16 protein-coding genes, 1 tRNA gene and 1 pseudogene are annotated in these 23,820 nt (G+C 54.9%); 7 read left to right on the top strand and 11 right to left on the bottom strand.

The annotated features are described in order from the left end of the window. The first annotated feature begins 72 nt into the window (after window positions 1-72). The 5 genes from KGP17_RS05155 (at window position 73) to KGP17_RS05135 (ending at window position 5,769) form a co-directional block, all read left to right on the top strand. Window positions 73-651: a fimbrial protein gene (locus tag KGP17_RS05155; protein WP_223498963.1), complete on the top strand. Its 579-nt coding sequence runs from the start codon at window positions 73-75 to the stop codon at window positions 649-651. Window positions 652-723: 72 nt separating this feature from the next. Then, on the top strand, window positions 724-1,458 hold the full coding sequence (locus KGP17_RS05150) for a molecular chaperone (RefSeq protein WP_223498962.1): 735 nt from the start codon (window positions 724-726) through the stop codon (window positions 1,456-1,458). Window positions 1,459-1,506: 48 nt separating this feature from the next. Further along, complete coding sequence (locus KGP17_RS05145; RefSeq protein WP_223498961.1) at window positions 1,507-4,065, top strand: fimbria/pilus outer membrane usher protein; 2,559 nt, start codon at window positions 1,507-1,509, stop codon at window positions 4,063-4,065. A 29-nt stretch (window positions 4,066-4,094) separates the two neighbouring features. Then, a complete protein-coding gene (locus tag KGP17_RS05140; RefSeq protein WP_223498960.1) occupies window positions 4,095-5,213 on the top strand; it encodes a fimbrial protein in 1,119 nt (372 codons plus the stop codon). 13 nt (window positions 5,214-5,226) lie between these two features. Next, a complete protein-coding gene (locus KGP17_RS05135; RefSeq protein WP_021805622.1) occupies window positions 5,227-5,769 on the top strand; it encodes a fimbrial protein in 543 nt (180 codons plus the stop codon). A gap of 61 nt (window positions 5,770-5,830) precedes the next feature. Here KGP17_RS05135 and speD read toward each other — a convergent pair whose 3' ends face one another. The 7 genes from speD to fepB all read right to left on the bottom strand — a co-directional run bounded on the left by speD (window position 5,831) and on the right by fepB (window position 15,361). Then, entirely contained in the window at window positions 5,831-6,604 is a 774-nt protein-coding gene (speD, locus tag KGP17_RS05130; RefSeq protein ID WP_223498959.1) for an adenosylmethionine decarboxylase, read from the bottom strand. Between the two features lie 36 nt (window positions 6,605-6,640). Then, entirely contained in the window at window positions 6,641-7,780 is a 1,140-nt protein-coding gene (locus KGP17_RS05125; RefSeq protein ID WP_223498958.1) for a YncE family protein, read from the bottom strand. After that, window positions 7,777-10,005: a condensation domain-containing protein gene (locus KGP17_RS05120; RefSeq protein ID WP_223498957.1), complete on the bottom strand. Its 2,229-nt coding sequence runs from the start codon at window positions 10,003-10,005 to the stop codon at window positions 7,777-7,779. The genes KGP17_RS05125 and KGP17_RS05120 overlap by 4 nt, the downstream gene beginning before the upstream one ends. Before the next feature lie 52 nt (window positions 10,006-10,057). After that, window positions 10,058-12,079, bottom strand: coding sequence for a TonB-dependent receptor (locus tag KGP17_RS05115; RefSeq protein WP_371822177.1), 2,022 nt, complete (start codon window positions 12,077-12,079; stop codon window positions 10,058-10,060). Between the two features lie 333 nt (window positions 12,080-12,412). Next, window positions 12,413-13,399 (bottom strand): iron chelate uptake ABC transporter family permease subunit, encoded by a 987-nt coding sequence (locus KGP17_RS05110; protein WP_223498956.1) that lies wholly within the window; start codon window positions 13,397-13,399, stop codon window positions 12,413-12,415. After that, window positions 13,396-14,391, bottom strand: a complete 996-nt coding sequence (locus KGP17_RS05105) for an iron ABC transporter permease (protein ID WP_021805628.1) — start codon at window positions 14,389-14,391, stop codon at window positions 13,396-13,398. Before KGP17_RS05105 ends, KGP17_RS05110 begins: the two co-directional genes overlap by 4 nt. Window position 14,392: 1 nt before the next feature. Further along, window positions 14,393-15,361 carry a Fe2+-enterobactin ABC transporter substrate-binding protein gene (fepB, locus tag KGP17_RS05100; protein ID WP_223498955.1) on the bottom strand — a complete coding sequence of 323 codons (969 nt, stop codon included), beginning with the start codon at window positions 15,359-15,361 and terminating at the stop codon, window positions 14,393-14,395. Between the two features lie 188 nt (window positions 15,362-15,549). Here fepB and KGP17_RS05095 point away from each other — a divergent pair, with 188 nt between their 5' ends. Then, window positions 15,550-19,905, top strand: a complete 4,356-nt coding sequence (locus KGP17_RS05095) for an amino acid adenylation domain-containing protein (RefSeq protein WP_223498954.1) — start codon at window positions 15,550-15,552, stop codon at window positions 19,903-19,905. Window positions 19,906-19,948: 43 nt separating this feature from the next. Here the strand turns inward: KGP17_RS05095 and KGP17_RS05090 are convergent, their stop codons facing one another. The 3 genes from KGP17_RS05090 to dnaQ form a co-directional block, all read right to left on the bottom strand. Continuing rightward, window positions 19,949-21,271 carry a condensation domain-containing protein gene (locus KGP17_RS05090; RefSeq protein ID WP_223498953.1) on the bottom strand — a complete coding sequence of 441 codons (1,323 nt, stop codon included), beginning with the start codon at window positions 21,269-21,271 and terminating at the stop codon, window positions 19,949-19,951. Window positions 21,272-21,585: 314 nt separating this feature from the next. Then, a tRNA-Asp gene (locus tag KGP17_RS05085) sits at window positions 21,586-21,662 on the bottom strand. A gap of 154 nt (window positions 21,663-21,816) precedes the next feature. Beyond that, window positions 21,817-22,563, bottom strand: a complete 747-nt coding sequence (dnaQ, locus tag KGP17_RS05080) for a DNA polymerase III subunit epsilon (protein WP_021181966.1) — start codon at window positions 22,561-22,563, stop codon at window positions 21,817-21,819. Here dnaQ and rnhA point away from each other — a divergent pair. After that, window positions 22,517-23,103 (top strand): annotated as a pseudogene (gene rnhA / locus KGP17_RS05075) (ribonuclease HI). The gene dnaQ and the pseudogene rnhA overlap by 47 nt on opposite strands. Here rnhA and KGP17_RS05070 read toward each other — a convergent pair. Beyond that, window positions 23,100-23,819 carry a class I SAM-dependent methyltransferase gene (locus KGP17_RS05070; RefSeq protein ID WP_094983000.1) on the bottom strand — a complete coding sequence of 240 codons (720 nt, stop codon included), beginning with the start codon at window positions 23,817-23,819 and terminating at the stop codon, window positions 23,100-23,102. The pseudogene rnhA and the gene KGP17_RS05070 overlap by 4 nt on opposite strands. Window position 23,820 lies beyond the last annotated feature (1 nt).

The following is a 23,820-nucleotide window of genomic DNA, read 5'->3' as shown; positions in this document are numbered from 1 at the left end:
AAATGACGGCTCTGTTGTTACTCCATGTAACGTTCAGAGTATTTTAAGGATAATTAACAAGGATCATATGCAATGAAAAAAACCACATTAGTAATGGCTCTCTCACTGGCTATCGGCGGCTTTGCCGCAGTTCCGGCTTCTGCCGCCATCACCGTAGCGGGTGGTAATATCAATTTCACCGGTGAAGTCACTGACGCAACCTGCCTGATCAACGACCAGACGCCAAATGGTGCTGTCGATCTGAACGTGCCTTTGGAAACGGTCAGTGCCAGTGAATTAAGCTTTGCCGGTGCCACAGCCAAGCCTGCGCCGTTTACCATCAGACTGGGCGGCCCTTCTGATTTAAACTGCACCAACGGTAAGATTGCTTCAGTGTATTTTGAACCAACTAGCCCGGCTATCGATAGTGCGACCGGTTGGTTGAAAAATACTTCAGCAACCGATCCTGCGGCCAATGTTCAGGTACAAATTCTGAACGGCGAAACCAACAGCCCGATCAACCTGGTATCCGGCAATAACAACCATGCGCCGAAAACCATCGTCAATCAAACTGCCGAATATACCTACTTTGGCCAGTATGTTGCTGTGGGTGGCGCGGCAGGCCCAGGCCAAGTTGCCTCTACGGTTAAATACAGCATCGTTTATCAATAAAACCTGACTGAATAGGTTATGGCCCTGTTACCACAGGGCCATATTTGCCACGTCTATACTGACGAGATTGTTATGCGCTTGATTAAAAAATATTGGCTACTGCTATCGCTGCTGTTAAGCGGATTTTTTTCCTCCTCTTTGTATGCCGGTATTGTCATATCTGGTACGCGCGTGATCTACCCAAGTGATGCCAAAGAAGTCACGCTGAAGCTGGAAAATAAAAGCCGTTTTCCGCTATTGGTTCAATCCTGGATAGATGCAGGCGATGCGAATTCAGCCCCTGAGGACAGCGATGTTCCTTTTATGATCATGCCTCCGGTTTCACGAGTTGAGCCCGCCAAGACGCAAACCTTACGTATTACCTCAACGCAGCTGGTAAGCCACGCCACCGACCGCGAGACGCTATATTGGATCAACGTGCTTGAAGTCCCTCCCCAGTCGAAAGGGGATCAGAATTACCTCTCCATCGCCTATCGCAACCGCCTGAAGGTATTTTACCGCCCTTCCACGTTGCCAGGGCTGTCATTGGAAACCCTGGATAAGGTGAGTTGGCAACGGCAAGGGGAAAAACTGCTCGCTAAAAACCCCACGCCATACCATATCAGCTATGCCTCCGTGCAGTTATCTGGCTATGGCATCGCCTCGGTAGCCGGCACTGATGGCGGTATGATCGCCCCCTTCTCAGAGCAAACCTTTCAACTAAAACGCGATAACAAGGTCATTGCGGCGCCGCCAAATAGCGTAATCACCAAGGCGATTAATGACTACGGGGCTTTTATTGAAAAAACATACCCGTTAGGCCACTGACATAACCCTTTTTCAGAGTATTGGCTTATCTGAGTCATCAAGGATGCTATGACTAGGTGTAAACCGACAATAAAGACCACGCTGAAGTGGTTTCTTTCATGCGCCATGGTTTCGGCCACTTCCAGCTATGCGGCAGACACGCCGGAAGAAGTGACATTCGACCCCAGTTTTTTCCCTGGCGGTAAGGTCGGAACATTCGATCCGGCCCAATTCAGCCGCAGTAACGTCGTTGTTCCTGGTATCTACACCGTGGCGATCGAGCTTAATGGCCAGCGGATCGGCAATGAAAAAATCCAGTTTAAGGCCCAGCCGGGCAATAACCTGCAAACCCTTCCCTGCTATCCGGGCAGTTTCTTTTCGTTGCTCAATTTGAGCACAGAGAAACTGTTGGCTCAGATCCCTGCCGTACAATTAGCGCCATTAGTGCAAGAGGGCTATTGCGGTTCACTCAGTGCACTCCTGCCCGGGGCCACCGTCAGCTTTGATATCGGCGAGCAAAAGCTGACGTTGACGATACCGCAGTTGCTCCTCACCAAGACACCGCGTGGCTATGTCAATCCCGAGCTGTGGGAGGATGGCTTAACCGCCTTGATAGTGAACTACAACGCCAACGTTTATCAGTCAAGACAGCGGGAAAACAGCAACACCTACGGCTATCTCGGGCTGCGTAACGGTCTGAACGTCGGCCCTTGGCGCGTGCGAAATAACGGCAGCATCAATTGGTCATCGGGAAAGAGTGGCGGGGATTACAAAAGCACATCTTCCTATATCAGCCGCGATGTTACCGCGCTGCAATCTCAATTGATCCTGGGTGACGCCTTTACCAGTGGCGAACTGTTTGACGGCATACGTTTCCGAGGGGTCAGACTTTATTCTGATGACCGCATGCTACCTGACGCTCTACGTGGCTACGCCCCCGTAGTACGTGGCATAGCCAATACCAACGCCAGAGTGATCATTACTCAGAATGGTTACACGCTCTATACCACTACGGTATCTCCAGGGCCTTTCGAGATCGACGATCTCTACCCCACCAGCTATGGAGGGGAATTGACCGTACAAGTAGAAGAGGCCAATGGCCAAGTGAGATCCTTCACGGTTCCCTATGCTTCAGTGACTCAAATGTTGCGGCCAGGGATAAGCCGCTACGAAGTGGCTGCAGGTAAAGTGAATAGTGATGGGTTGGCAAACAAGCCTGAATTTGGCAGCCTGACCTACCAGTTGGGCCTGAGTAATTTCATTACCGGCTACACCGGCGCGACCGCCAGCAAAGGGTACCTTTCGGCCTTATTGGGTGGCGCTATGAACACGTTTATCGGCGCCCTCTCATTCGATGTCACCCAGGCGAAAACCCGGTTGCCCGGCCAGCACCCGCGTTCAGGGCAAAGCTATCGTATCGGCTTCAGCCAGATGTATCCAGAAACACAAACCAGCTTCTCAGTGGCCGCTTATCGTTACTCAACCGACGGTTTCCTGAGCTTGAATGACGCTGTGCAGCTGCGCGATCTGGCCCTGCGTAATGGAAATATCGATGCCTATGGCCGTCAACGCAGCCTGTTTACGCTTTCGGTCAACCAGCAACTGGGAGAAGGCTGGGGAAGCCTGTATGCCACCGGCAATCATACCTCTTACTGGAACCAGAGCCGTTCGCAACAGAGCCTGCAGCTAGGCTATAGCAATTTCTGGCACAATCTCAGCTATACCCTCTCGGTCAACCGAACGCTAAGCGGGCAACTCACAGGAAATACAGAAGAGAGAACGCCGGATCGGCGGGAAACCCAATACGCGTTGACGCTCTCGTTACCGCTAGGTTCGAACCTCCATGCGCCAACGCTCAATGCTACCGGCACTACCGACGATAAGGGGAACACTGGCCTGATTGGCCTGTCAGGCAATATGGGTGAACAGAATCAGTTTAACTATGTCGTCAGCACCAGCCGGAATACCGAAGGCAATAGCAACTTTTTCAACGGTGGCATTGGCTACCGATCATCCCTTGCCCATATGGGCGCAAACTATAGCTATGGGCAGGGAAACCGGCAGGTTTCAGCAAGCATGGATGGTGCCCTGGTGGCCCACCGTGGCGGTATCACTTTAGGGCAATCACTTGGCGAAACAAGCGGTCTGGTGCGGGCGCCTGGTGCTGAAGGCGCTCTCGTTACCAGCGCTCCGGGCGTTCAGATCGACCGTTTTGGCTATGCCATCGTCCCTTACCTGCGGCCCTATTATCTCAATCAGGTCGATATCGATCCCAAGGGCAGTTCACAGGACGTAGAGTTGCTGTCTACCCGCAATACCACGGCCCCCCGCGCCGGTGCCGTGGTCCTGCTTGATTATGAAACCAAACGCGGCAAGGTGACCTACATCAGAGCCAAGCGACCGGACGGTAGCCCACTGCCCTTCGCTGCCAACGTCTATGATGCGCAGAACAACGCCGTGGGGGTTGTCGGCCAGGCCAGCCTGGTGGTGGCTCGCGATCTCGACCTGAAAGGCGTGTTGCAAGTGAGATGGGGGGATAGTCAGGCAGAGCATTGCAGCATCCACTATTCGCTGCAGCCAAGCACCGCTGAAGACAGCAGACAGTTGATCCAAGGAGTCTGCCAATGACAAACGGCCCACACGAATTGAGAAACAACATGAAAAGAATATTCGCCTCAGCAATAGCGATATCACTGATGCTCTGCGGCGGCCTGTATGCGCAGAATGCGCTCGCAGCAAGTGCGGGTTGTGATTGGGATAGTTCCTCTGCTGTCAAAGCTCCCCTTGATACCCGATTGACCATCGGCGGCTATGTTACCGTGGGGGAGGATCTTCCCATCGGCAGTGTCATCTATTCCCAACGTATCCAGACCAATGGCAACGGTGCCAGTCTGCTGTGCCGCGCGGGGGTTTATGATCTGGTTAACACCGTAATCAGTGCTCCCCATGGCCAATCCAGTTACCGTGACGCGACGTTTCCCACCGTGTTCAATACCAATATTTCTGGCGTCGGGGTAGCCCTGTGGCAAGGTACCCCCGATGGTAACAACGGCGCCCATCTACAGCTCCCTGGTAGGCTTACTGCCTTCTTTTCACCCAGCAGCGACAGCGTTTTCAACTTTACCGGTCAGGACGATGCCGCAGTCAGTTTTAATATTGCAATGATTAAAATCGCCGCCAACACCGGCAGCGGGACTATTAGCAGTAGCGATCTCCCCAGGTTCAAAACCTCATTCGACGGCAATGGTGAGAGCTTTATCTATCAACAAGCGAGGATAGTGGGCAACCTGACGGCAATCCCGGCAACCTGCAACGTTGGCAACAATTATTACCTGCCGCTCGGGGAGCACTATCCTGATGAGTTCAACGGTATCGGCAGCACGGCAGGCAGCGCCGAGACTCAGATTGTGCTATCGGGTTGCCCCGCTTTCTATGGTTCAACCTCTTACGGCGTGTTCAAGCCCAATGTTATCAGCCTCAAGCTGACGCCGCGCAACGGATTTATTGATGCCGAACGCGGGATCTCGAAACTGAACACCACCGCCGGTGACGCAGCCTCAGGGGTAGGTGTCCAACTGAGCTTGAGGCAGGAAAATGGCAACTACCAATGGGCCAAATTCAACCAGAGCATCAATCTGGCAAATTACATTACCTTCCTTGAGGACCGCGGCAGCGATTACAGCCTGGGCGTCAAGGCGACTTATGTTCAAACCTCAACCCCCATCCGGGCGGGCAGGGCTGATGCCCAAATAGAGTTTATGATCACTTACCAATAACCGGGAGTGGAGAATGAAGATAACAAATACGCAGAGAATACTGTCTCTGCTGGTGCTGATTTGCTGCGGCAACAGCGTTGAAGCCGCCTCGACTGGCATACTGAACGTTACTGGCTCCATCAAGCTCGCGACCTGTTATTTTGACAGCGTCGAGGGGCAAGAACACAAGGACTACGACTGGATGATGCCGCAGGTCTCGGCGGGGAGCCTACGCGCAGCCGGTATGACTTATGGCCGTTCGCTAGGCAGTATCCATATCGGCGGGGTGCATTGTACCAATGGCTACACGCCCTATATTACGCTGGGAAATGGGCCGACGGTCAGTTCGGATACCGGCAATCTGGTCAATACGCTGAACGGCGAGGCCGAAAACGTCGAAATCAGGCTGCTGATGAATGACAAGCCGCTGGATTTACGCACTGCCCCACGCGTTGGCTGTGCCGTTATTACCGATAACCGCAGCCAATGTGATATCGGCTATGAGTATTATGCAACCGGGCGCGCAACCCCCGGAAAAGTGAAGAGTGCGGTACTGTTTAATATCAGCTATGACTGATTTCTTCAGTGCACCAAGCAAATTGATGCCTGCGCTTGTCCGTTAGCAGGCATCCCCCCGTCTACGGCATATTTCGTCCAGAGTAAATCTCCTGCATCTCTTTACACAACAGCTTGCTGATCTCCAGTTGTCGGGCCTCGCTGAGGGTGTGCAACCTGGTACTGAACAGGTAATCATGCAAATCGAACGCTTTTAGCAACATCTTGGTATGGAAGATATTTTCCTGATAAACGTTCACATCCACCAGCTGGTATAGCGACTTTATCTCTGGCGAAATGAAGTTTTGGATCGAAGTGATCTCATGATCGATGTAATGTTTCACCCCATACACATCCCGGGTAAAACCTCTGACCCGGTAATCGATCGTCACAATATCTGACTCCAACTGCTGGATCAGGTAGTTGAGGGCTTTCAGCGGCGAAATCACCCCACAGGTCGAGACGTCGATATCGGCACGAAAGGTGCAAACCCCACACCCAGGGTGACTTTCCGGGTAGGTATGAACACAGATATGGCTTTTGTCCAAATGCGCCACGACGGACTCTGGCTGGGGAGGCTTGACGCCATTTGGCTTGACCGGCTCCTCACTGGCGAGAATAGTCACGCTGGCACCTTGCGGCTCATAGTCCTGGCGGGCAACGCTCAGCACGTTGGCCCCAATCAGCGAACAGGTTTCCACCAGGATCTCGGTCAGACGGCTGGCATTATATTGCTCGTCTATATAAGCGATATAGCCGTCGCGCTCGGCTACCGTCTCGGCGTAACAAATATCGTAGATACAAAAACTCAGACTCTTGGTCAGATTATTGAATCCATGCAGCTTGAGCTTTGGCAATTGACTTCACCTCCCTTATCCCTTCACCTGCGGCCACTACCACAATGGCATACGGGCAACACATTCCGGCAGCCCGGCCTTAATCATGGTTTCATCATTTTTGACGGTGATAAACAGGCACTGCTTATCCTCACCAAACGCCAGGCTGTTGGGATGCGGAGCCATAGGTATGGTCTGCAGCAGGCAATAGCGGGCTGTATCAAATACCGTTAGCGTGCCTTCGCCAATATCCACGCGAACTCCTTTGCGATTGGCGACGTACAGCCTTTGCCGCTCGCTATCCCATGCCAGGCCGATAGGCACTTCATCCGTTGCCATACATGCGATAACGTCGCCATTGTCGGCGTTCAGAACGAAGACCTGATGACCCGCGCTACGGGCAACATATTCACGTTCCAGATGATTGTTACGCCAATCGCTGCGGTCAATGCCCTGATCGACACCGAAGATCCGGTTTTGCTGTGGGTCATAGACCATATTAAGCAGTTGATCGACTTCGATCTCCCATTGGGAAACAACCGCCAAGCTGTCTGGGTCCACCACAAACAGCTGGCCTTGCATGTTAGAAACGAAGACGCGGCGCCCCATTTCATCCAGCGTGATGCCCACCACGTTATAGCCGAAACCGTGAATAATCTTCTCCAGCTGACGCTTGCGGGTATCCACCACAAACAGCACGCTATCGATACCCAGCCCCAGCCCTGGCAAGAACAGGCGCTCACTACGTGGATCGAAAACCAGCTCCCGCAGCTTCCATGGGAAGCCTTCACTCACGCCAAAGCGCGCCAATTCCCGTAATAAAAAAGCCTGACGCTCGCCGACAATCCCCTCCCGTTGATACAGCTGATGGAAAGCAATCTCCTGCATCAACGCAATGGTGGCGATCGACCGATTGGTGGCAATATCCACTACGGCGACGGTGCCGTTAAACCCCTGTGAGAGGTAAAGATGCCCGCGGCGATCGTCCAGCGCCACGCCAAACCCTTTGACCTGTAACGGGATCTCCTTCTCAACGGCCAGGGTTTGCGGATTTATCCGCAGTACACGGGATTGCCGCTCATCCTCCCAATCGGGAGAGCTGACAAACAAAGCCTGCTGTGAGGCGCTATAAACCAGCTCTACCAGGGTTTTGGCCGGATAGATGCGCTGAATATCGTCCAACGGTTCCTGCTTCATAATCCCCCCCTGTTATGGCGTAGCGCATCAAGCCGTAGCGCCGGTTGACCGACGGAATCGGCCATAGCGGCAAACACCTGACGTGTCGTTTGGACGATCTGCTGGACCTGATCGCATGAATAGCGGTCAGAGCGGTAGCTCAACATGACGCGCACAGAAGGCTCGCCGTCGATTTGCTCTTCCATCACCTCAAACTGCAACCCCAGCACCGATTCTGATTTCTCAGGATCGATCTGGCGAAAGCGGATCTGCTGGCCCGCGCCCAAGCTAAACGCTCCGTTAAGCTTATTTTTGGCATGAAGCTGAATGAAGACCTCAAACATATGGCTGCCGTGCGGCGCCCGATCGCCAAACAGCCCTTCTTCGACCAGATCGATCGGGATGTCGCTGAAAGGCAGTGAATCATTTATCTGCCGCTTTACGTCATCGATCAGCGCGTTCAGCGTGATGCCGTCGGCAAAACCGATCCGATGGGCGACGACGGTGGTGAAGTAACCGATGGTATCGAAAAATTGCGCGTCGTTACGGCCAGATGCCGAGGTGCCAATGACCAGATCCTTCGCACCACCCAGCAGATGGAGCGCCGCAGCAATTCCGCTGTATACCACGTTAAACAGTGAGGCGCCCTGCTGTTTCGCCAGGCGGTAAAGCCCGGTGGAGACAGCGTGCTCCAACTTGAACTCAACCCAGTTGCCGGAGTGAGAAGCCGCATCGGCCTGTTGCGCTTCGCTGGCGAAAATCGACGCCCCAGACGGCGCATGGTGCAAACGTTCCAGCCAGAACTGCAGATGTCGATCGTTGACCCCGGCCTGTTGCTGTTGGATTGCGAACGCGTGGAACGGTGCCGGTGTCTGCGGCCACTCCGGTGCCGATCCGGCGGAACGGCTTGCCATCGCCAGGGCCAATTCATCCATCAGGATATTCACCGACCATTCGTCCAACACAATATGGTGGAACAAGAGCGAAACCACCTGTTGACCATTTTCCTCATCCCGCAGGAAAGTGATTCGTACCGGTAACTCATCGTCGAGCTCAAAGTGGTGGCTGGCTGCGCGCTGTAGCGCCTGATCCAGCGGCGCATCCTGAGACTGCGAATGCCAGAACCATTCGTACTGAGAGAGCATCTCCGGCGGAACGATCTGCTGATAAACCTCGCCGGAAATGTCGACAAACAGGGTGCGCAAAGCCGGATGACGCAGCAAAATATCCTGGAAGGCCTGGAAGAAAAGCCCTTCATCAATCGGGTCGAGAAAGCGCAGCGCAAAGGGAATATTGAAAGCCTCGCCGCAGCCTAACGCCTGATAGATTTTCCACAATGACCGTTGTGCCAGCGATAACGGAGCCTGCGGGCTTAGCGAGGCCAAATTCTCCGCTTGCTTACCCGGCGAAGCGGCCACGTTATTAGCGATATAGGCATAGCGAGCCAGTTGAGCCGCGCTGGGGTAGCTGAAAAGATCGTTGATATTGATCTCAAGATGCTGCTGGCTCTTCAAGCGGCCAATAATTCGCGTGGCAATCAGCGAGTGCCCGCCGAAATCGAAGAAATCATCATCTTCCCCCATCGTGGGCACGGCGAGCGCCTCGCGGAAGGCTTGCAGGATATGTTGCCGTATTGCCGCATCAGATCCCTGCGTGACAGGGGAATCCACTTTCCCCGCCAAGACCTCCACCGAGGTCTGCCGAGCGGAACAATCTGGTAGCGGCAATTGCTCCATAATGAATGGCTCAGATGAGGGCGAGGCAACTTGTTGCTGGTACAGTGCACTGACCTTTTGCGGTATATCCTGCCACTCCAGTGATGCTGACAGAATCTGATGCACCACCATCCCCAGCATGCCGCCCCTGTCGCCGGAAAACAGCATAAAGCGCAGCGGCGGAGCCTGCTCCAGGTCAAAAGGTATCGCTTTGGCGCTTAACAGGGCGTCAATAGCTTCTTGGGGATGGCGGATCGTTTGGATGGTCACCGCAGGCGGTGAACACGGATTGTTGCTGCGCAACAGCCCGTTCTCACCATAAACGTAACGGACGTTGATACCTGGCAACTGCCGCTGGGTTTCTTCCAGCACCCTGACCAAGCGACCATAATCCACAGCCCCGGTTAACTGCCAGGCCCACACCTGTTGGCCTTCCCCATGTAGCTGTTGCTGGTGTTCGAACCAGGCCTGCTGCTCAAACTCGCTGGCGGCATCTTCTTCAGCGCTGAACTCGCTAAAACTAGTGTTCACATTTTCCTCCCAGACAAAAAACTGCTGCACCTTTGATTGGCGATAGATGGCCTTAGAAATCCAGTTGGACGACGGCACCAACCAGGCGTGGCCGCTGAATAACCGCGGTAGAAACGTCGTTATTCATCACCATGACGCGTTTATCAGAATCAAACAGGTTTTGTGCAAACACGCTGACGCGCCCCTGCTTGAAGGTGTAAGCCAACTGCATATTGGCAATCACTCTGGAAGGGATTTTCCCGCGTGGATCGTTGTCGTACTGGGAATAATAGGTATCGGAAAGCGTCACATTACCGCTTAACTCCAACCCCGGCATAAGATTATATTTCGCCCCCAAATTGGCGGTAACTGCTGGCGCGCGCGGTAATTCATGACCATCGATTCTGCTGTCGGAGAATTTCTTGATTTTGGTTTTTAATAACCCTACTGAGCTATTCAGCTCAAAATTCCCCGTCGGTTTCCAGATAGCCCCAAGTTCAGCGCCATAGGTTTCGACCTTATCTGCATTGCGGATCATCATTGAGTTCATAGTGGAATCCAGATAATACGGCAGCTGCATGTCTTTATAGTCGTTATAAAACAGGTTGGTGATCACCTCGAGATTAAGATCTTCAATGCCATGGCGGCTATACAGCTCATAGTTCCAGACATATTCAGGATCGTAGGTATAGTTGATCAAGGGGGCGGAAAACGTCATCCCAGCGCCACCGCCGTTATAGCCGCGAGCCACCTTGGCACCAAAGGTTTGCCGCGATGAAGGCTTCCACGCAACATCCAGCTTGGGCAGGAACACATCCCAGGTTTCATCAAAATCGACCTTACGCGCCTTGCCACCCTTACGTTGACGGTGCTCTCTTTCCACCCGGCTGGCAGCGGTAATATCGATGTGTGGCAACACGGCCCAGGTCACTTCGCCAAAGGCGGCGTAGGTATCCGTTTTATCCTTGAATGGGCTACCACCAGGGAAAAGATTCACAAACTCATCCTGCGTCGCATGAAAGTAACGCGCACCAACCAGGCCACGCCAACGATCGTTTGGTGTGCCGAAAAGCACCAGCGGCTCCATTTGGAACTCTTTACCTTCAATGTCGGCCCACGGCAGCGCTTCTGCGGTACGGCGATGGTTACTGAAATCGGTATAAATAAACTTGTTCTGGACGCTTAACTGCTCCGACGGCTCCCAGGCAATATCCCAAATGCCACTGGTGGATTGGGTCTCAACGACTGGGCGACGCCGGTCAAAACGGGAACTGGCGTGGTTGGCCGGGCTTAGCGCTTCATTCTGCGGTGCCTGACTTTCATAGTGATTTATCGACAGTTTAGTGGTGAGATCGCGTAGCCCGGCAGGGTTAAACAACAGCTTCCCACGGATGTTGGTCACTTCGATTTCGCGCGGGTTACCCACCGGCTCGTAGGAAATCAGATCGACAAAACTCTCCCGCCGCTGGCGGTCGGCACTCAGGCGAAACGCCAATTGGTCCTCAACAATCGGCCCCGATAACATGGCAGAGGCCTGGGTAGAATCCTGATTTCCGCCCCCGGCCCTGACCGCCGAAGTCCAATCAAACGTCGGATCCTTGCTGCTCATCACCACCGCACCGGCAATCGCATTACGCCCCTGAATGTAGTTTTGCGGCCCCCGGTATACTTCGACCCGTTGCATATCCCACAGGGATTGCGGCCCGACGGCCAGTTCGTTATAGGTTAAGGAACGCCCATCGAGCGAGAGGTTCATGCGTGGCCGTGTACCGCTAAGGAAGGCATTGGCGCCATTGGCTGGCCCTGAACCATCAATACCGCGAATGGTGGGAATATCGTTACCAATGCCCGTATCCAGGACGTTGGCCGTCATTTTTAATAAATCGGATACCTGCGTCGCACCGGGCAGTGAATCGATCCGTGCATCGTCAAACACCTCAATACTGGATCCGGTATCGTAAATAGTGCGTCTTACCTTTTCCCCGGTAACAATAATGGTTTCAGGCTCATTATTCTCATTGCGTATTGGGGCATCATCGGCAGCAATAGCATCCGCTGCGGCGAAAACACACAACCCCAGAATAACGGAGGGCATATGATATTTTTCAGAAATGCGTTGGGGCCCATTACATAATGAAATCGGGCATTTTTTATCACCCTTTAGTTCGCTCATTGATATCTCCTTTGCCAAATTCGCACTGAATTTTTAGTTTTTTCAACTGAGCGACAAAGAACACACTGCTTAATAACTGGTCTTTACGACCTTATGATTAGTTTTTCACTTAATAACTGCGTGTAATACCGCGCCCCCCAAAGCTTGAAATAGGGGAGTCATTACAGCAAGCTAGCCAATGGTCATAAACGATAATCATTTACAATATTGAATGCAAATCAATTTGATCACATTTGCGACAACCATCCCTTAGCCTTAGCGGCAGCCGCCACGCAGTAACAGAGCCAGCAAGTACCCGCCACCTATCACTCCTGTCATTAATCCTACCGGCATCATCAGCCCTGATGGCTGTATCTGGGCGACAATATCGGCCCCCAACAACAGGCAGCCGCCTACCAGACCCGCACTGACCACCGGCAGGTTCGGACTGCGTGTCAGGCGTATTGCCAACTGTGGTGCCATAAGCGCGATAAAGGCAATCGGCCCCGCCGCGCTAGTTGCTACCGCAGCCAAAATCACGCCGCAGAACGTCATAATCTTGCGGGTGAGTTCGATACGGACACCCAGTTGGTGGGCTACCTCATCCCCCATGGTCATGATGTTCTGCTCCCTGGCACACATCAGCACCACCGGCAATAACAACGCGATGCTGCTGGCCACCGGGATAACGTGCAGCCAGTTTCGCCCCTGTGTGGTTCCCGCCAGCCATAAAGTGGCCATCACGGCGTTATCAATATCACCTTTAACCAGCAGCAAACCATTGAGGGCACTGAGTACCGCACCGACGCCAATGCCCATCAATATCAGGCGGTATCCCTTCACCACGCCGTGATGATGGGCTAACCAATAGACCAGCAGCGACGTCGCCAGCCCCCCGGCTATGGCCGACAGCACGATCGCTACGGTGTTACCGTTGAGCAGGACAATCTGCACAATCGCACCGGTTGCCGCACCGGTGGTGAAGCCAATGACGTCTGGCGATCCAAGCGCATTGCGCGATACGGACTGAAAAATCGCCCCGGAGATGCCCAAGGCGCCCCCGACTAAAACCGCCGTCAACACGCGCGGCAGGCGGATCGCCCTGACAATTTGCTGCGCCATGGGATTACCTTCCCCCGCGATGGCTTGCAGCACGCTCGATACCGGCAACGTAAAGCGCCCCACCGTCAGAGCGAAAGCGGCAGCAACCAGCAGCAAAGAGGCCAAAGCCAGGCATACCAGCACCGTCCTGTTAACGCTCATACCCGCCCCCCCTGCCAACGTTTCACCAGCAACACAAAACAGGGGCCACCGATCAGCGCCACCATGACGCCAACGCTGACTTCACCGGGATAGCCAACGATGCGCCCCAGAATATCGGCCAACAACACCAGCATGGCGGAAAACAGCATGGCCCAGGGCAATAGCGCGCGATGCTGCAATCCGGCAACGGCACGGGCAAAATGCGGTGCGGTCAGGCCAACAAAAACGATTGGCCCAGCCGCCGCCGTGGCTGCACCGGCCAGTATCACGATAATCAGAGCGGACATCACCACCAGCCAGCGCGGATTAACGCCGAGCGCCAGGCCGGCATCCGAGCCGAGTGCCGCAATATCCAGCATTTTGCTGCTGGCCAGCGCCAGCAACAGCCCCACGCCCACCAGCATGGCAACCGGGAGCAGTACGTCGAACCCTCTTCCCTGTAACGATCCAATCACCCAGTGCCGGAAGCGATCGAACGCTTCTGGTTCACTGTTGACGATGACGAGCTGAGTCAGGCTAAGCAGCACAATGGTCAGCGCGGCCCCGGCCAGCACAATCCTTACCGGGTTATTGCCATCAATGCCGCCAACCAGCAACACCGCAACGCTGACTATCGCCGCACCGGCCACGCCAAACCACATAGTGCTAAAGACATCCGCCACATTAAACACCGCGATCGACAGGACGATCGCCAACGTGGCACCGGCATTCACACCGAGCAGGCCGGGATCCGCCAGAGGATTACGGGTGAGCGTCTGCATGATGACGCCAGCCGCGCCAAGAGCCGCTCCAACCACCACGGCCAATAAGGTGCGCGGCAGCCGTAGATAACAGACCAGTAAATGCTCGCTATTGTGTGGATCAAACTGCGTGAGCGCCTGCCAAATCACCGCTGGAGGAATGGGGCGAGCGCCGAAATAGAGGCTGAAGCCACCGAGAGCCAGCAGTAAAAACAGGCCAGGGATCAGGCCAGCCAGTCGCCAGACACGCATTTCACCGCTCCTGCGTTGGGCTACCGGCAAAATGGCGGACAATGTCTGCCACCATCTCACTGGCACTGTAGTAATCCACCCGGAACGCATGCGCGCCAAGGCTGTAAACCCGGTGTTGTTGTACCGAAGGTAAGCGCTGAAGCAGCGGGTCATGCAGAAACTCGTTAATCCTGACGTCGCCTGCGCTCAACAGAAACGTGGTGCCCGCCGTTAACTGCGTCAGATTCTCATATTCAGCCCAGATAAAGTCACCGGAGCGGGTGAGATTGCTTTGCCAGGCCGGGTTTGGCGCTTCGATAGAAAACCCTAATGACTCGAGTAAACGGGCATGCACGCTGGCCGGTGTCGCCACGGGATTGACCGTTCCCGGGCCGTTAAAATTGATAATATTGGCTTGTCCGTCAGGCAGGTGGATTTGCTGACGGGCGTTGGTCAGCAGCGCGTCAAAACCGCCGATCCGCTGTTCAACCTGAGCCTCAAGCCCCAGTGCGGCTCCCAGCTCACGGGCAAGAGCTTGCCAGGTCTGATTGCCATAATTCACGATAATGACCGGCGCAATGGCCCGTAGCTCAGCCAAATAGGCGCGCGATGAGTCTGCACCATTGATTGAGACGACGATCAAATCGGGGGCCATGGCATAGGCCAGTTCAAGATCGATACTGCCCGCGGGCCAGACTTTAGCGATGTGGCGCTGCTCGGCCACCTTGTCCCATTGCCCAAAGAACTGGCCGTTCACCGCCGTCGCGCTGGCGACAACCGGAGCATCGATCGCCAGTAGCGTTCCGGTGACGCTGACGGAGGTAGAGAGAATACGGCCAGGAGGGGCCGGGATCTGAGTGACGGAGCCATCCGCGTTGTGAAACGCCCTGGGCCAACCTTGGGCCAAACCATGGCCGCTGCCCATCAGCAAGGCAAGTAATAATAAAAACCCCAACACGGAATGACGACATTTACCCGGTAACAACCTCATCTTCTGCTTACTCCCTATGCATAACCCCGAGGTGCCATCTCAGTGGCCACGGAGTGAACTTATGTGCCTCGCATAACCTTACCCTGCTCAATGTATCGCCAACAACATAAAAAAGAATAATTTTCATTCGCATTAAGCTCTGTTATATAGTTAGGCGGCTTCCGTTGGCCAATCAGGAACGATATGCGATGAAATCATTGACTCCAATGCAGGCAGCTTCATGGGTAGGCAGGCACTCTGCGCAGGCATTAGGCGGCGTTGCCGCGCATTTGTACGCAGAATTCGATGGCACCATCACCGATATCCCCCGCTTTCGGCACGCTGTAGACGCGCTATATCGCGCGCACCCAATGCTGCGTCTTCATGTCACCGCAGAGGGGCTACAGCATGTGGCTGCCAGTCATCCACCACTGGGTATCGATGATTTTTGTTATTACCCACCAGCCGAGGTACAACGATTACTGGCTGGCAAGCGGCGGCGCATGGAGAACCAGCAGTTGCTGCGCGATCAAGGCTACCCGTGCGAAATCAGCCTGACGATATTGCCAGGGCAGGCCAGCCGGTTGCATATCGATCTGGATATGATCGCCGCGGATGCCCTCTCCTTTCGTATCGTGATGGAAGATCTCGCCCGCTTCTACCACCAACCACCGCCACAGAGCGCCCCAGTGATGGAGGTCGCCTGGTTTCGCTATCTGGCACAGCGTACCCACGATCCGCTGCTGCTTAGCGCCAGAGAGCGAGATCGCGCCTGGTGGCGGCAACGTTTACCGGACATCCCCCCTGCTCCCGCCATTCCCTATACGGACAGGCAGTGTCAAACCCGCAGAATGGCAATCCAGCTTAATCCCCAAATCAGCCATGCCTTGCAGCGCTGCGCACGTCACCACCATCTGACGTTAAGCTCGCTTTTCCTTGCCTTGTTCAGCCTGACGATGATGGAAGGTTTCAGGCAGCCCGCGTTGCGCATCAACGTACCGACCTTTTTCCGCACTCCTGAGATTGCGGGTGTTAACGACATCGTTGGTGATTTTTCCGATCTGTTGTTGTTCAGCGCTGGGCTGCGCCCCGATGAAACGCTGCTGCATTATTGCCAACGCACCATGACGCAGTTGCACGAAATCCTTGGCCACGGCGGCTATTCCGGGGTGAGCGTGATGCGCGATCTTTCGCGCCTGCGTGGCCAGCTGCAATACTCCCCCATCGTCTTTACCGCCGGGTTCGGTATCTCCGGTGGCGTGCTGTTCTCTGAGCGGGTCGGCGGGCAATTGGGTGAACTGGCGTGGGTCATCTCTCAGGGGCCGCAGGTCGCGTTGGACGCGCAGGTAGCCTGGATTGGCGATGAAATTCTGATCAACTGGGATGTGCGTGAAGATGCGTTCCCCCCCGGCCAACTGCATCAGCTCTTTACGCGTTTTCACACGCTCGCCGAACGCCTGGCAGTGGCACCGCAACACATTGATGACAGCGTTTCCGGCTGGTTGGCACCGCCAGCGGCAGTACGGCAAAAGGAGAAGCGAATGGGGAAACCATTAACGTCGCTCCAGCAGGCTTATCTGCTGGGAAGCGGCGAGCAATGGCCGCTCGGTGGCGTTGCCATGCACGATTTCAGGACCTTTAGGGGGGTCATCGATCCTGCGCACTTCCGCCGTCGGCTGGCAGAGTTGGTTAATCACTTCGCCGCGTTACGCACCTGGATCGACGAGGAAACACAGCAGCAGCACATTCTGCCTGAGCTGGAACCTCACCTGGAAGAGATCGACCTGCGCGATGCCAGTGAAGCAGACGCGGCTAAAAAAGTGCAACAGCTGCGGCAGCATTACCAACAGAGCCGCCACGATCCGTCGTCACCTCCTTGGCGGATCATTCTGATTACCTTGCCTGGCGCCACCGAGTACCAGATTTTCACCAGCTTTGATGCGCTGATCCTCGACGGCCAAGGGATCTCGCATATCGTCGCCCGGCTATTTGATGAACAGCCGCTTGCCGCACTTGAACATGACGCAACACCGAACGAAGTAGATGAAAAAGAACGGGAACGGGCAAAAGCCTGGTGGCAAGACAAGCTGGCGCAGGTCGTTACCCCTTCCCGGCTTCCCTGGCAGCAACCTTTGGGCGAGATCGTGCATCCCCGCTGGCGGCGTGAACAACAAATTCTGGATGCCAGCCACCTGAAGCAGCTCACCCGCCTTGGCACATCTCGGGGACTGTTTGCCAACACCACTCTGTCGGCTATCGTGCTCGACACGTTGGCGCTCTGGTCGGAAGATGAAGCGCTCACGGTAGGCATCCCCGTTGCCTTCGCGGCCAAAGAGGGGCAACCCACCAATCGTTCGACATTTATTGCCATTCACTACGTCCGACATTGTCGGCCGTTAGGCGAGAATGCCCAACGTCTGCAGGAAGACATTCTTGGCGGATTGCAAAACCTTGCCTGGTCAGGTGTGGAGCTGGCTCGCCAGTTGTCACCGCGAACCGCGCGTGCCCCCGCGCTGCCGGTGATCCTGACCAACTGCCTGGGCTGGGAAACGCTACCGGCTAACGCGCCAATCCGTGCCGAAAGCGGTCTGACCCAAACGCCGCAGGTCGCGTTGGATATTCGCCTAATGTACGATGAGCAGCGCAATTTACTGATGATTGCCGACTATGTTGAGCAGGCTCTCGCGCCCGAACAGGTCAGCGCTATATTGAGCGCAATCTACCAGCGCATGCAGCATATAGTCTCTCAGGGCTCGCTGGATATCCCCGTCCACGAAACGATGAATTACCCGCATTACCGGGCAAACACTCCCGCCAGCGCCGCCGTGAGCAACGATTTTCTGGGCCACATCGCAAAAAATCTGTTTTCCGGCTCTCGTGATGGGGTGGCCGTTATCTGCGGCGAACAACAATTGCGCTGGCAGGCGCTGGGTGAGCTCGTCGCCAGCATGGCCAACGGACTGCTCGAGCGCCAGTTGGAGCCGGGGAGCGTGGTGGCCATTTATCTTCCACGCAACCTGGAGCATATCGCTATCTCACTAGCCTGCTCCCTGTTAGGGATTATCCGGGTGCCGATAGATATTAATTCTCCTACGGCACGGACGGCGTATTTACTGGAAAATTGCCAACCCAAGCTGGTGATATGCGATGAAGACGCCGTAATCCCAGGCTCGGTCACGCCTGATGCGCTCAAATCCATCAACGTCAGCCCACCTCGTTTTGACGCTCGAAGCGACAGCTCCCACCCCGCCTATTATCTATATACCTCCGGCACCACGGGCAAACCGAAATGCGTCGTGCTGAATAATCGGGCAACGGCCAACGTGATTGGGCAAACCCTCGCTCACTGGCAGATCACCGAGCGAGATGTCTTTATCTCGGTGACGCCGCTGCACCACGATATGTCGGTGTTTGACGTGTTTGCCTCACTCAGCGTGGGCGCAACGCTGGTGCTGCCAGCCAGGCATGAGGAAAAAGACGCCATCAGTTGGGGCCGCCTGGTGGCACAACACCGGATCACGCTGTGGTGCTCTGTGCCAGCGATCCTGGAAATGTTGCTGGACTGCGCAACGCCAGAACAGCTCTCCTCCCTGCGGCTAGTGGCCCAGGGCGGCGATTACATTAAGCCCGCCACCATCCGGTTATTGCGTTCAAGGCATCCTCAACTGCGGTTGATATCACTCGGCGGCCCGACGGAAACGACTATCTGGAGCATCTGGCACGAGATCACCACTAGCGACACGGCGCAAATTCCCTATGGTAAGCCGCTGGCGGGCACTCAGTATTTTATCTGTCATGACAGCGGTGAACATTGCCCTAGCGGCGTTGCTGGGCGCATCCACACTGCCGGGGCCAATCTGGCCTGTGGCTATCTGGAACATGGGGCGTTGGTGCAGCACGACTTTGTTGACGTGATGACTCCAGATGGCCTTAGCGAGCGAACGTTCCGTACCGGAGACATTGGCTATTACCGGCCTGACGGCGTCATCATGTTTGCCAACCGCATTAATGGCTACGTTAAAATTCGCGGCGTACGGGTTTCACTGCCGGAAATCGAGGAGGCGTTGCGCCAGCATCCAGCCATCGAGGATATTGTGGTGCTCGACTACGCGGTGGACGATACGCCAGAAAAGTCGCTGGGTGCGGTCTATCTGTCCGCTCATCAAGTCCCGCCGAGCACGTCGGAGCTGCGTATCTTCGCGCAGCGCTATTTGCCCTGTACTCACATTCCTGGCCGCTTCATAGTGCAAACCTGCTTTCCCCTCTCGGCAAATGGCAAAATCGATCGCCATGCGCTGCGTACCGAGCTGGAGCAATCTCATTCGGCAACGCTCGCCGCCCCGGTGACACCTCAACAAACGGTGCTGGCAATCTACTGCGCCGTAATGGGTCAGCCGCTGCGGCCTGAATGGCATCCGCAGACCCCGTTTCTTGCCATGGGTCTGAAACTCAGCCATATGCCAACGCTGAGGGAGAGGATAAGCGTGGAACTCGGCGTTTCACTGCCAGCAGCGGCCTTGATTAAGTGCAAAAACGCCGAAGAGGTTTGCTCTCTGCTGCAATAAAAAGCCAATCTCCGCCAGCGGGCCAGCCCGTTGGCGGAAGATCTTACTGGTTTAGCAGTGGGTAAACCGGCTGCTGCCACGCTTCGGGCATCATCGCCCTACTCAGGAAGCTGTGCAGGTGGGTGAACATCTCCTCGACGTTCAGGGAAGCATACATCGCAGGATCGGCGTCAATATCGATATGCAGTTCGCTAGCATCCGTTCGGCCACGCCAGGTAATGTTAAAGCCATCCCCTGGGCCGCTCGCCATGACTTCGCGCTCTGCTTCACAGCCTGCAAACAGCGGAGGATCGAAGGGAAGTACGTTGATCAACGGAGAGAAAAAGTAACGAGTTCCTTTTCCCAACCCTTGATCGGCGGCCAGGGTCTCAATGCGATAACGCCCGTGAGCACGCAGATCGCGTAACGTTTTCGCGGTGCGTTTGACGTAGTCCACAACCTTCTCCTGTGGTTCGACATGAACAAACAACGGCAGAATATTCACCGCCAACGCCGGGACGCTGGCGGCCACCCTGCCACGGCGGTTCATGACGGGCACCCAGATTGGCTGTATCTCAGCCTTATTCTCCCCATAAAGCCGAAACGTCAGCCAGGCAGCGGAAAGTGCCAATAGCAAATCCGGCCAACCTGTACCGCAGCGCTCGGAAAAGGCGCTCAACTGCTGGCTAAAATGTTCAGGTAGTACCGCTTCGCTGTGTAGACACTCCGCACCGTAGTCCTCCCCTCCCTTTTGCAGAACCGGGAGCGAAGGCCCATCGGTAACATACCGGCGCCAATACTCGGCATCCTGCCGCGATTTTTCGCTACTGGCGTAGTGCTGCTCTTCAGCCAGAAAATCATAAAATGCATGGAAAGGTTGGCTAGCGGTGGTTTTTTGCAGGCGGGCGCGATAAAGCTCAGCGAGGCGATGTTCGATCAGCGCCATACCGAAACCATCAATAATGATGTGATGCGCCCGAATATAAACGGTGTAATGCGAAGGTGAAAAGCGGATCAACCAGACGACCGCCAAAGGCTGGCTCAGTAAATTGAGCTGGCGCTCGATGTCGGCCTGCATTATCGATTCGGCAACGTCGGTCTGTTGTAACTCAATCAGGTGTACCCGAGGACGCCGTTGGGGATTGCAGCGCTGCAACGGTAGCTCGTCATTGTCAGCCAGTTGAAACTGGATGGTAAAAACATCGGTTTCAGCAACAACCTGCTCCAACGCCGCCAACAACGCAGGTTCATCAAGCTCGCCGCGTAGCGTGATGCGGTGGGCGACGGTAGAGACGGGCTGATGCGGATGAAAGCTAAACTCCTCCCAAAAATCAAACTGTGCCGGTGTCAGCGGCAACCAACGGACTGACTGAACGGTTTCCAACATGTTCCATCCCTTTTCAGTTTTTCAGTGTTGTGAAACAGCGACGTTGTATTCACCACCCGGTGAACGCCCTGCTTCATCCCAGAGAACGATGTATGGCTCACGACATGCTCAGCACTGAAAATAAAAAGAAGAGTTTGTTCGATCTGACAGGATGAGTAGCCCATCCATTAATGGAAATAGTAATCATTATCAATAAAAAATGAAATATCTTTGCTGTATTTTCAGCAAAAGCCAACGAGGGGAGGAAGGATTGAAGATGGCACAATAGAAAAGACGAAGCCCTGAGTTATTGCTAACTCAGGGCTTCTGAATGTTGGCGGAACGGACGGGGCTCGAACCCGCGACCCCCTGCGTGACAGGCAGGTATTCTAACCAACTGAACTACCGCTCCGCAACGTTCCCTCTTGCGGGGGAACGAGCCGAATATTACGGTTGCCTCGCCATTCCGTCAACGTCTTTTCTTATAAAAAGAGTCGTTTGCACAGTTTTTCAACGAACACGCAATGATTATGCCACTTAACCGCCATTTCTATCCTGCGAGGCCGTTATTCGGCTGCTGCGCCACCACGCCACAGACAGCTACCGCCCTTCTTTTGCACCAGATCCAGACGTGATTCGTGAGCCTGCAATTCTGCGTCACTGGCATAGATCACTTTCATCGCCGTTGCCGGGCGTTGGATGCGCTGGATATCCTGGGCAGAATCCGTCTGCTGGGTGTCCCCTTCCATCTGGAAAGCCATCGAGGTCTGGCCACCGGTCATCGCCAGATAGACTTCCGCCAGGATCTCGGCATCGAGCAAAGCGCCGTGCAGCGTTCGCTTGGTGTTGTCTATCTCGTAGCGGTTGCACAACGCATCGAGGTTGTTACGCTTGCCTGGGAACAGGCGGCGCGCCATCAACAGGCTGTCGGTGATGGTGCAGAAGGTCTCCGTCTTCGGGATATCTCGCTGCAACATGCGGAACTCGTGATCCATAAAGCCGATATCGAACGCTGCGTTATGAATGACTAATTCGCCACCACGGATAAAGTCGATAAATTCAGCGGCGATCTGATCGAAAGTAGGCTTATCCGCCAGGAACTCATCGCTGATACCGTGTACGCCGTAGGCTTCCGGATCCACCAGCCGATCCGGCTTGACGTAAACGTGGAAGTGGCGCCCGGTCAGGCGGCGGTTGATCACCTCAACGGCCCCGATCTCAATGATGCGGTGACCTTCGTAGTGAACCCCTAGCTTGTTCATACCGGTGGTTTCGGTATCGAGAACGATCTGTCTGGTTGGTGTAGAGATCATAATGCTGTGCTCATGGCGCTGGTTTATGTCAGACTTGGTTTTTATAAAACTGATAGGAAGAGTCTACCAGAGATGCTTAAACAGGTAGAAATTTTCACCGACGGCTCTTGCCTTGGTAATCCAGGCCCCGGCGGTTACGGCGCAATTTTGCGTTATAAACAGCACGAGAAACTGTTCAGCGCGGGTTATTACCTGACGACCAATAACCGCATGGAGCTGATGGCCGCCATTGTGGCGCTCGAAGCCTTGACCACCCCCTGCGAAGTGGTGCTGAGCACCGATAGCCAATACGTACGCCAGGGGATCACCAGTTGGATCCACAACTGGAAAAAGCGCGGCTGGAAAACCGCCGACAAAAAACCGGTGAAGAACGTCGATCTCTGGCAGCGCCTGGATCTGGCGATTGCCCGCCACACCATCCGTTGGGAATGGGTCAAAGGCCATGCCGGGCATCCGGAAAACGAACGTTGCGACGTGCTGGCACGCGATGCAGCTGGCAACCCGACGCAGGACGACGTTGGCTACAAGCCCGAAGCTTAAGGTAGTTTGCGGTAACTCTTGGTCGCGCCCACTGCGCGGCTGAGTGAGTGCTTTCTTGCCCCGACTTTCATCGGCGTTGGCGTCAGCGGCAAGGTTCGCTTGCGGGCTACAATCACGCTCATACAGCCAAGCGCCGGTAAATGCGTACTCAAGAAAGTCCCTCCCTTGCGCTGCCAAGGCAACACGTGGAAGCGCGTCTGATCCAACACCTCATAATTGAGCAGGCTGAGCCAATCCAGCAGGCGCATCTGGGTAAACATCCGGCTGACGTAAGGCTGGCGTTTGCGCAACCGGGGGATCAGCTTCCCCAAGCCTAGCAGGCTAAAAGGGTTGAAACTGCTGATCACCAGCCAGCCATCGTCGATCATGACGCGATCGACCTCACGCAGCAAACGGTGTGGGTCATCGGCATAAGAGAGCGTATGGGCCAATAGACAGGCATCGACGGACTTGGCCGCAAAGGGCAACTGATAAGGATCGGCCTGCACATGCAGGTTATCCCCGGCCAATCCCACGTTAACCTGATGCGAGATGGCGCACTTTTCGCTATCCAACTCGGCGCTGAGATTGCCGATCTTCAACAGATGGAAACCAAACATCTTGGGCCACCAGGGCTGCAACTGCTGCTCCAACGCTTCACGATAGTATTCCCCCCACGGCAACCCGGCCCAGGAGTAGGGGCTAGTGAGCTTTTCTAGAGTCTGGGCTGGTTTCATG

Source organism: Serratia sp. JSRIV001 (assembly GCF_019968745.1).
Lineage (GTDB): Bacteria > Pseudomonadota > Gammaproteobacteria > Enterobacterales > Enterobacteriaceae > Chania > Chania fonticola_B.
The sequence above is the reverse complement of the archived record's forward strand: the minus strand, read 5'-3'. Positions and strand labels throughout refer to the sequence as shown.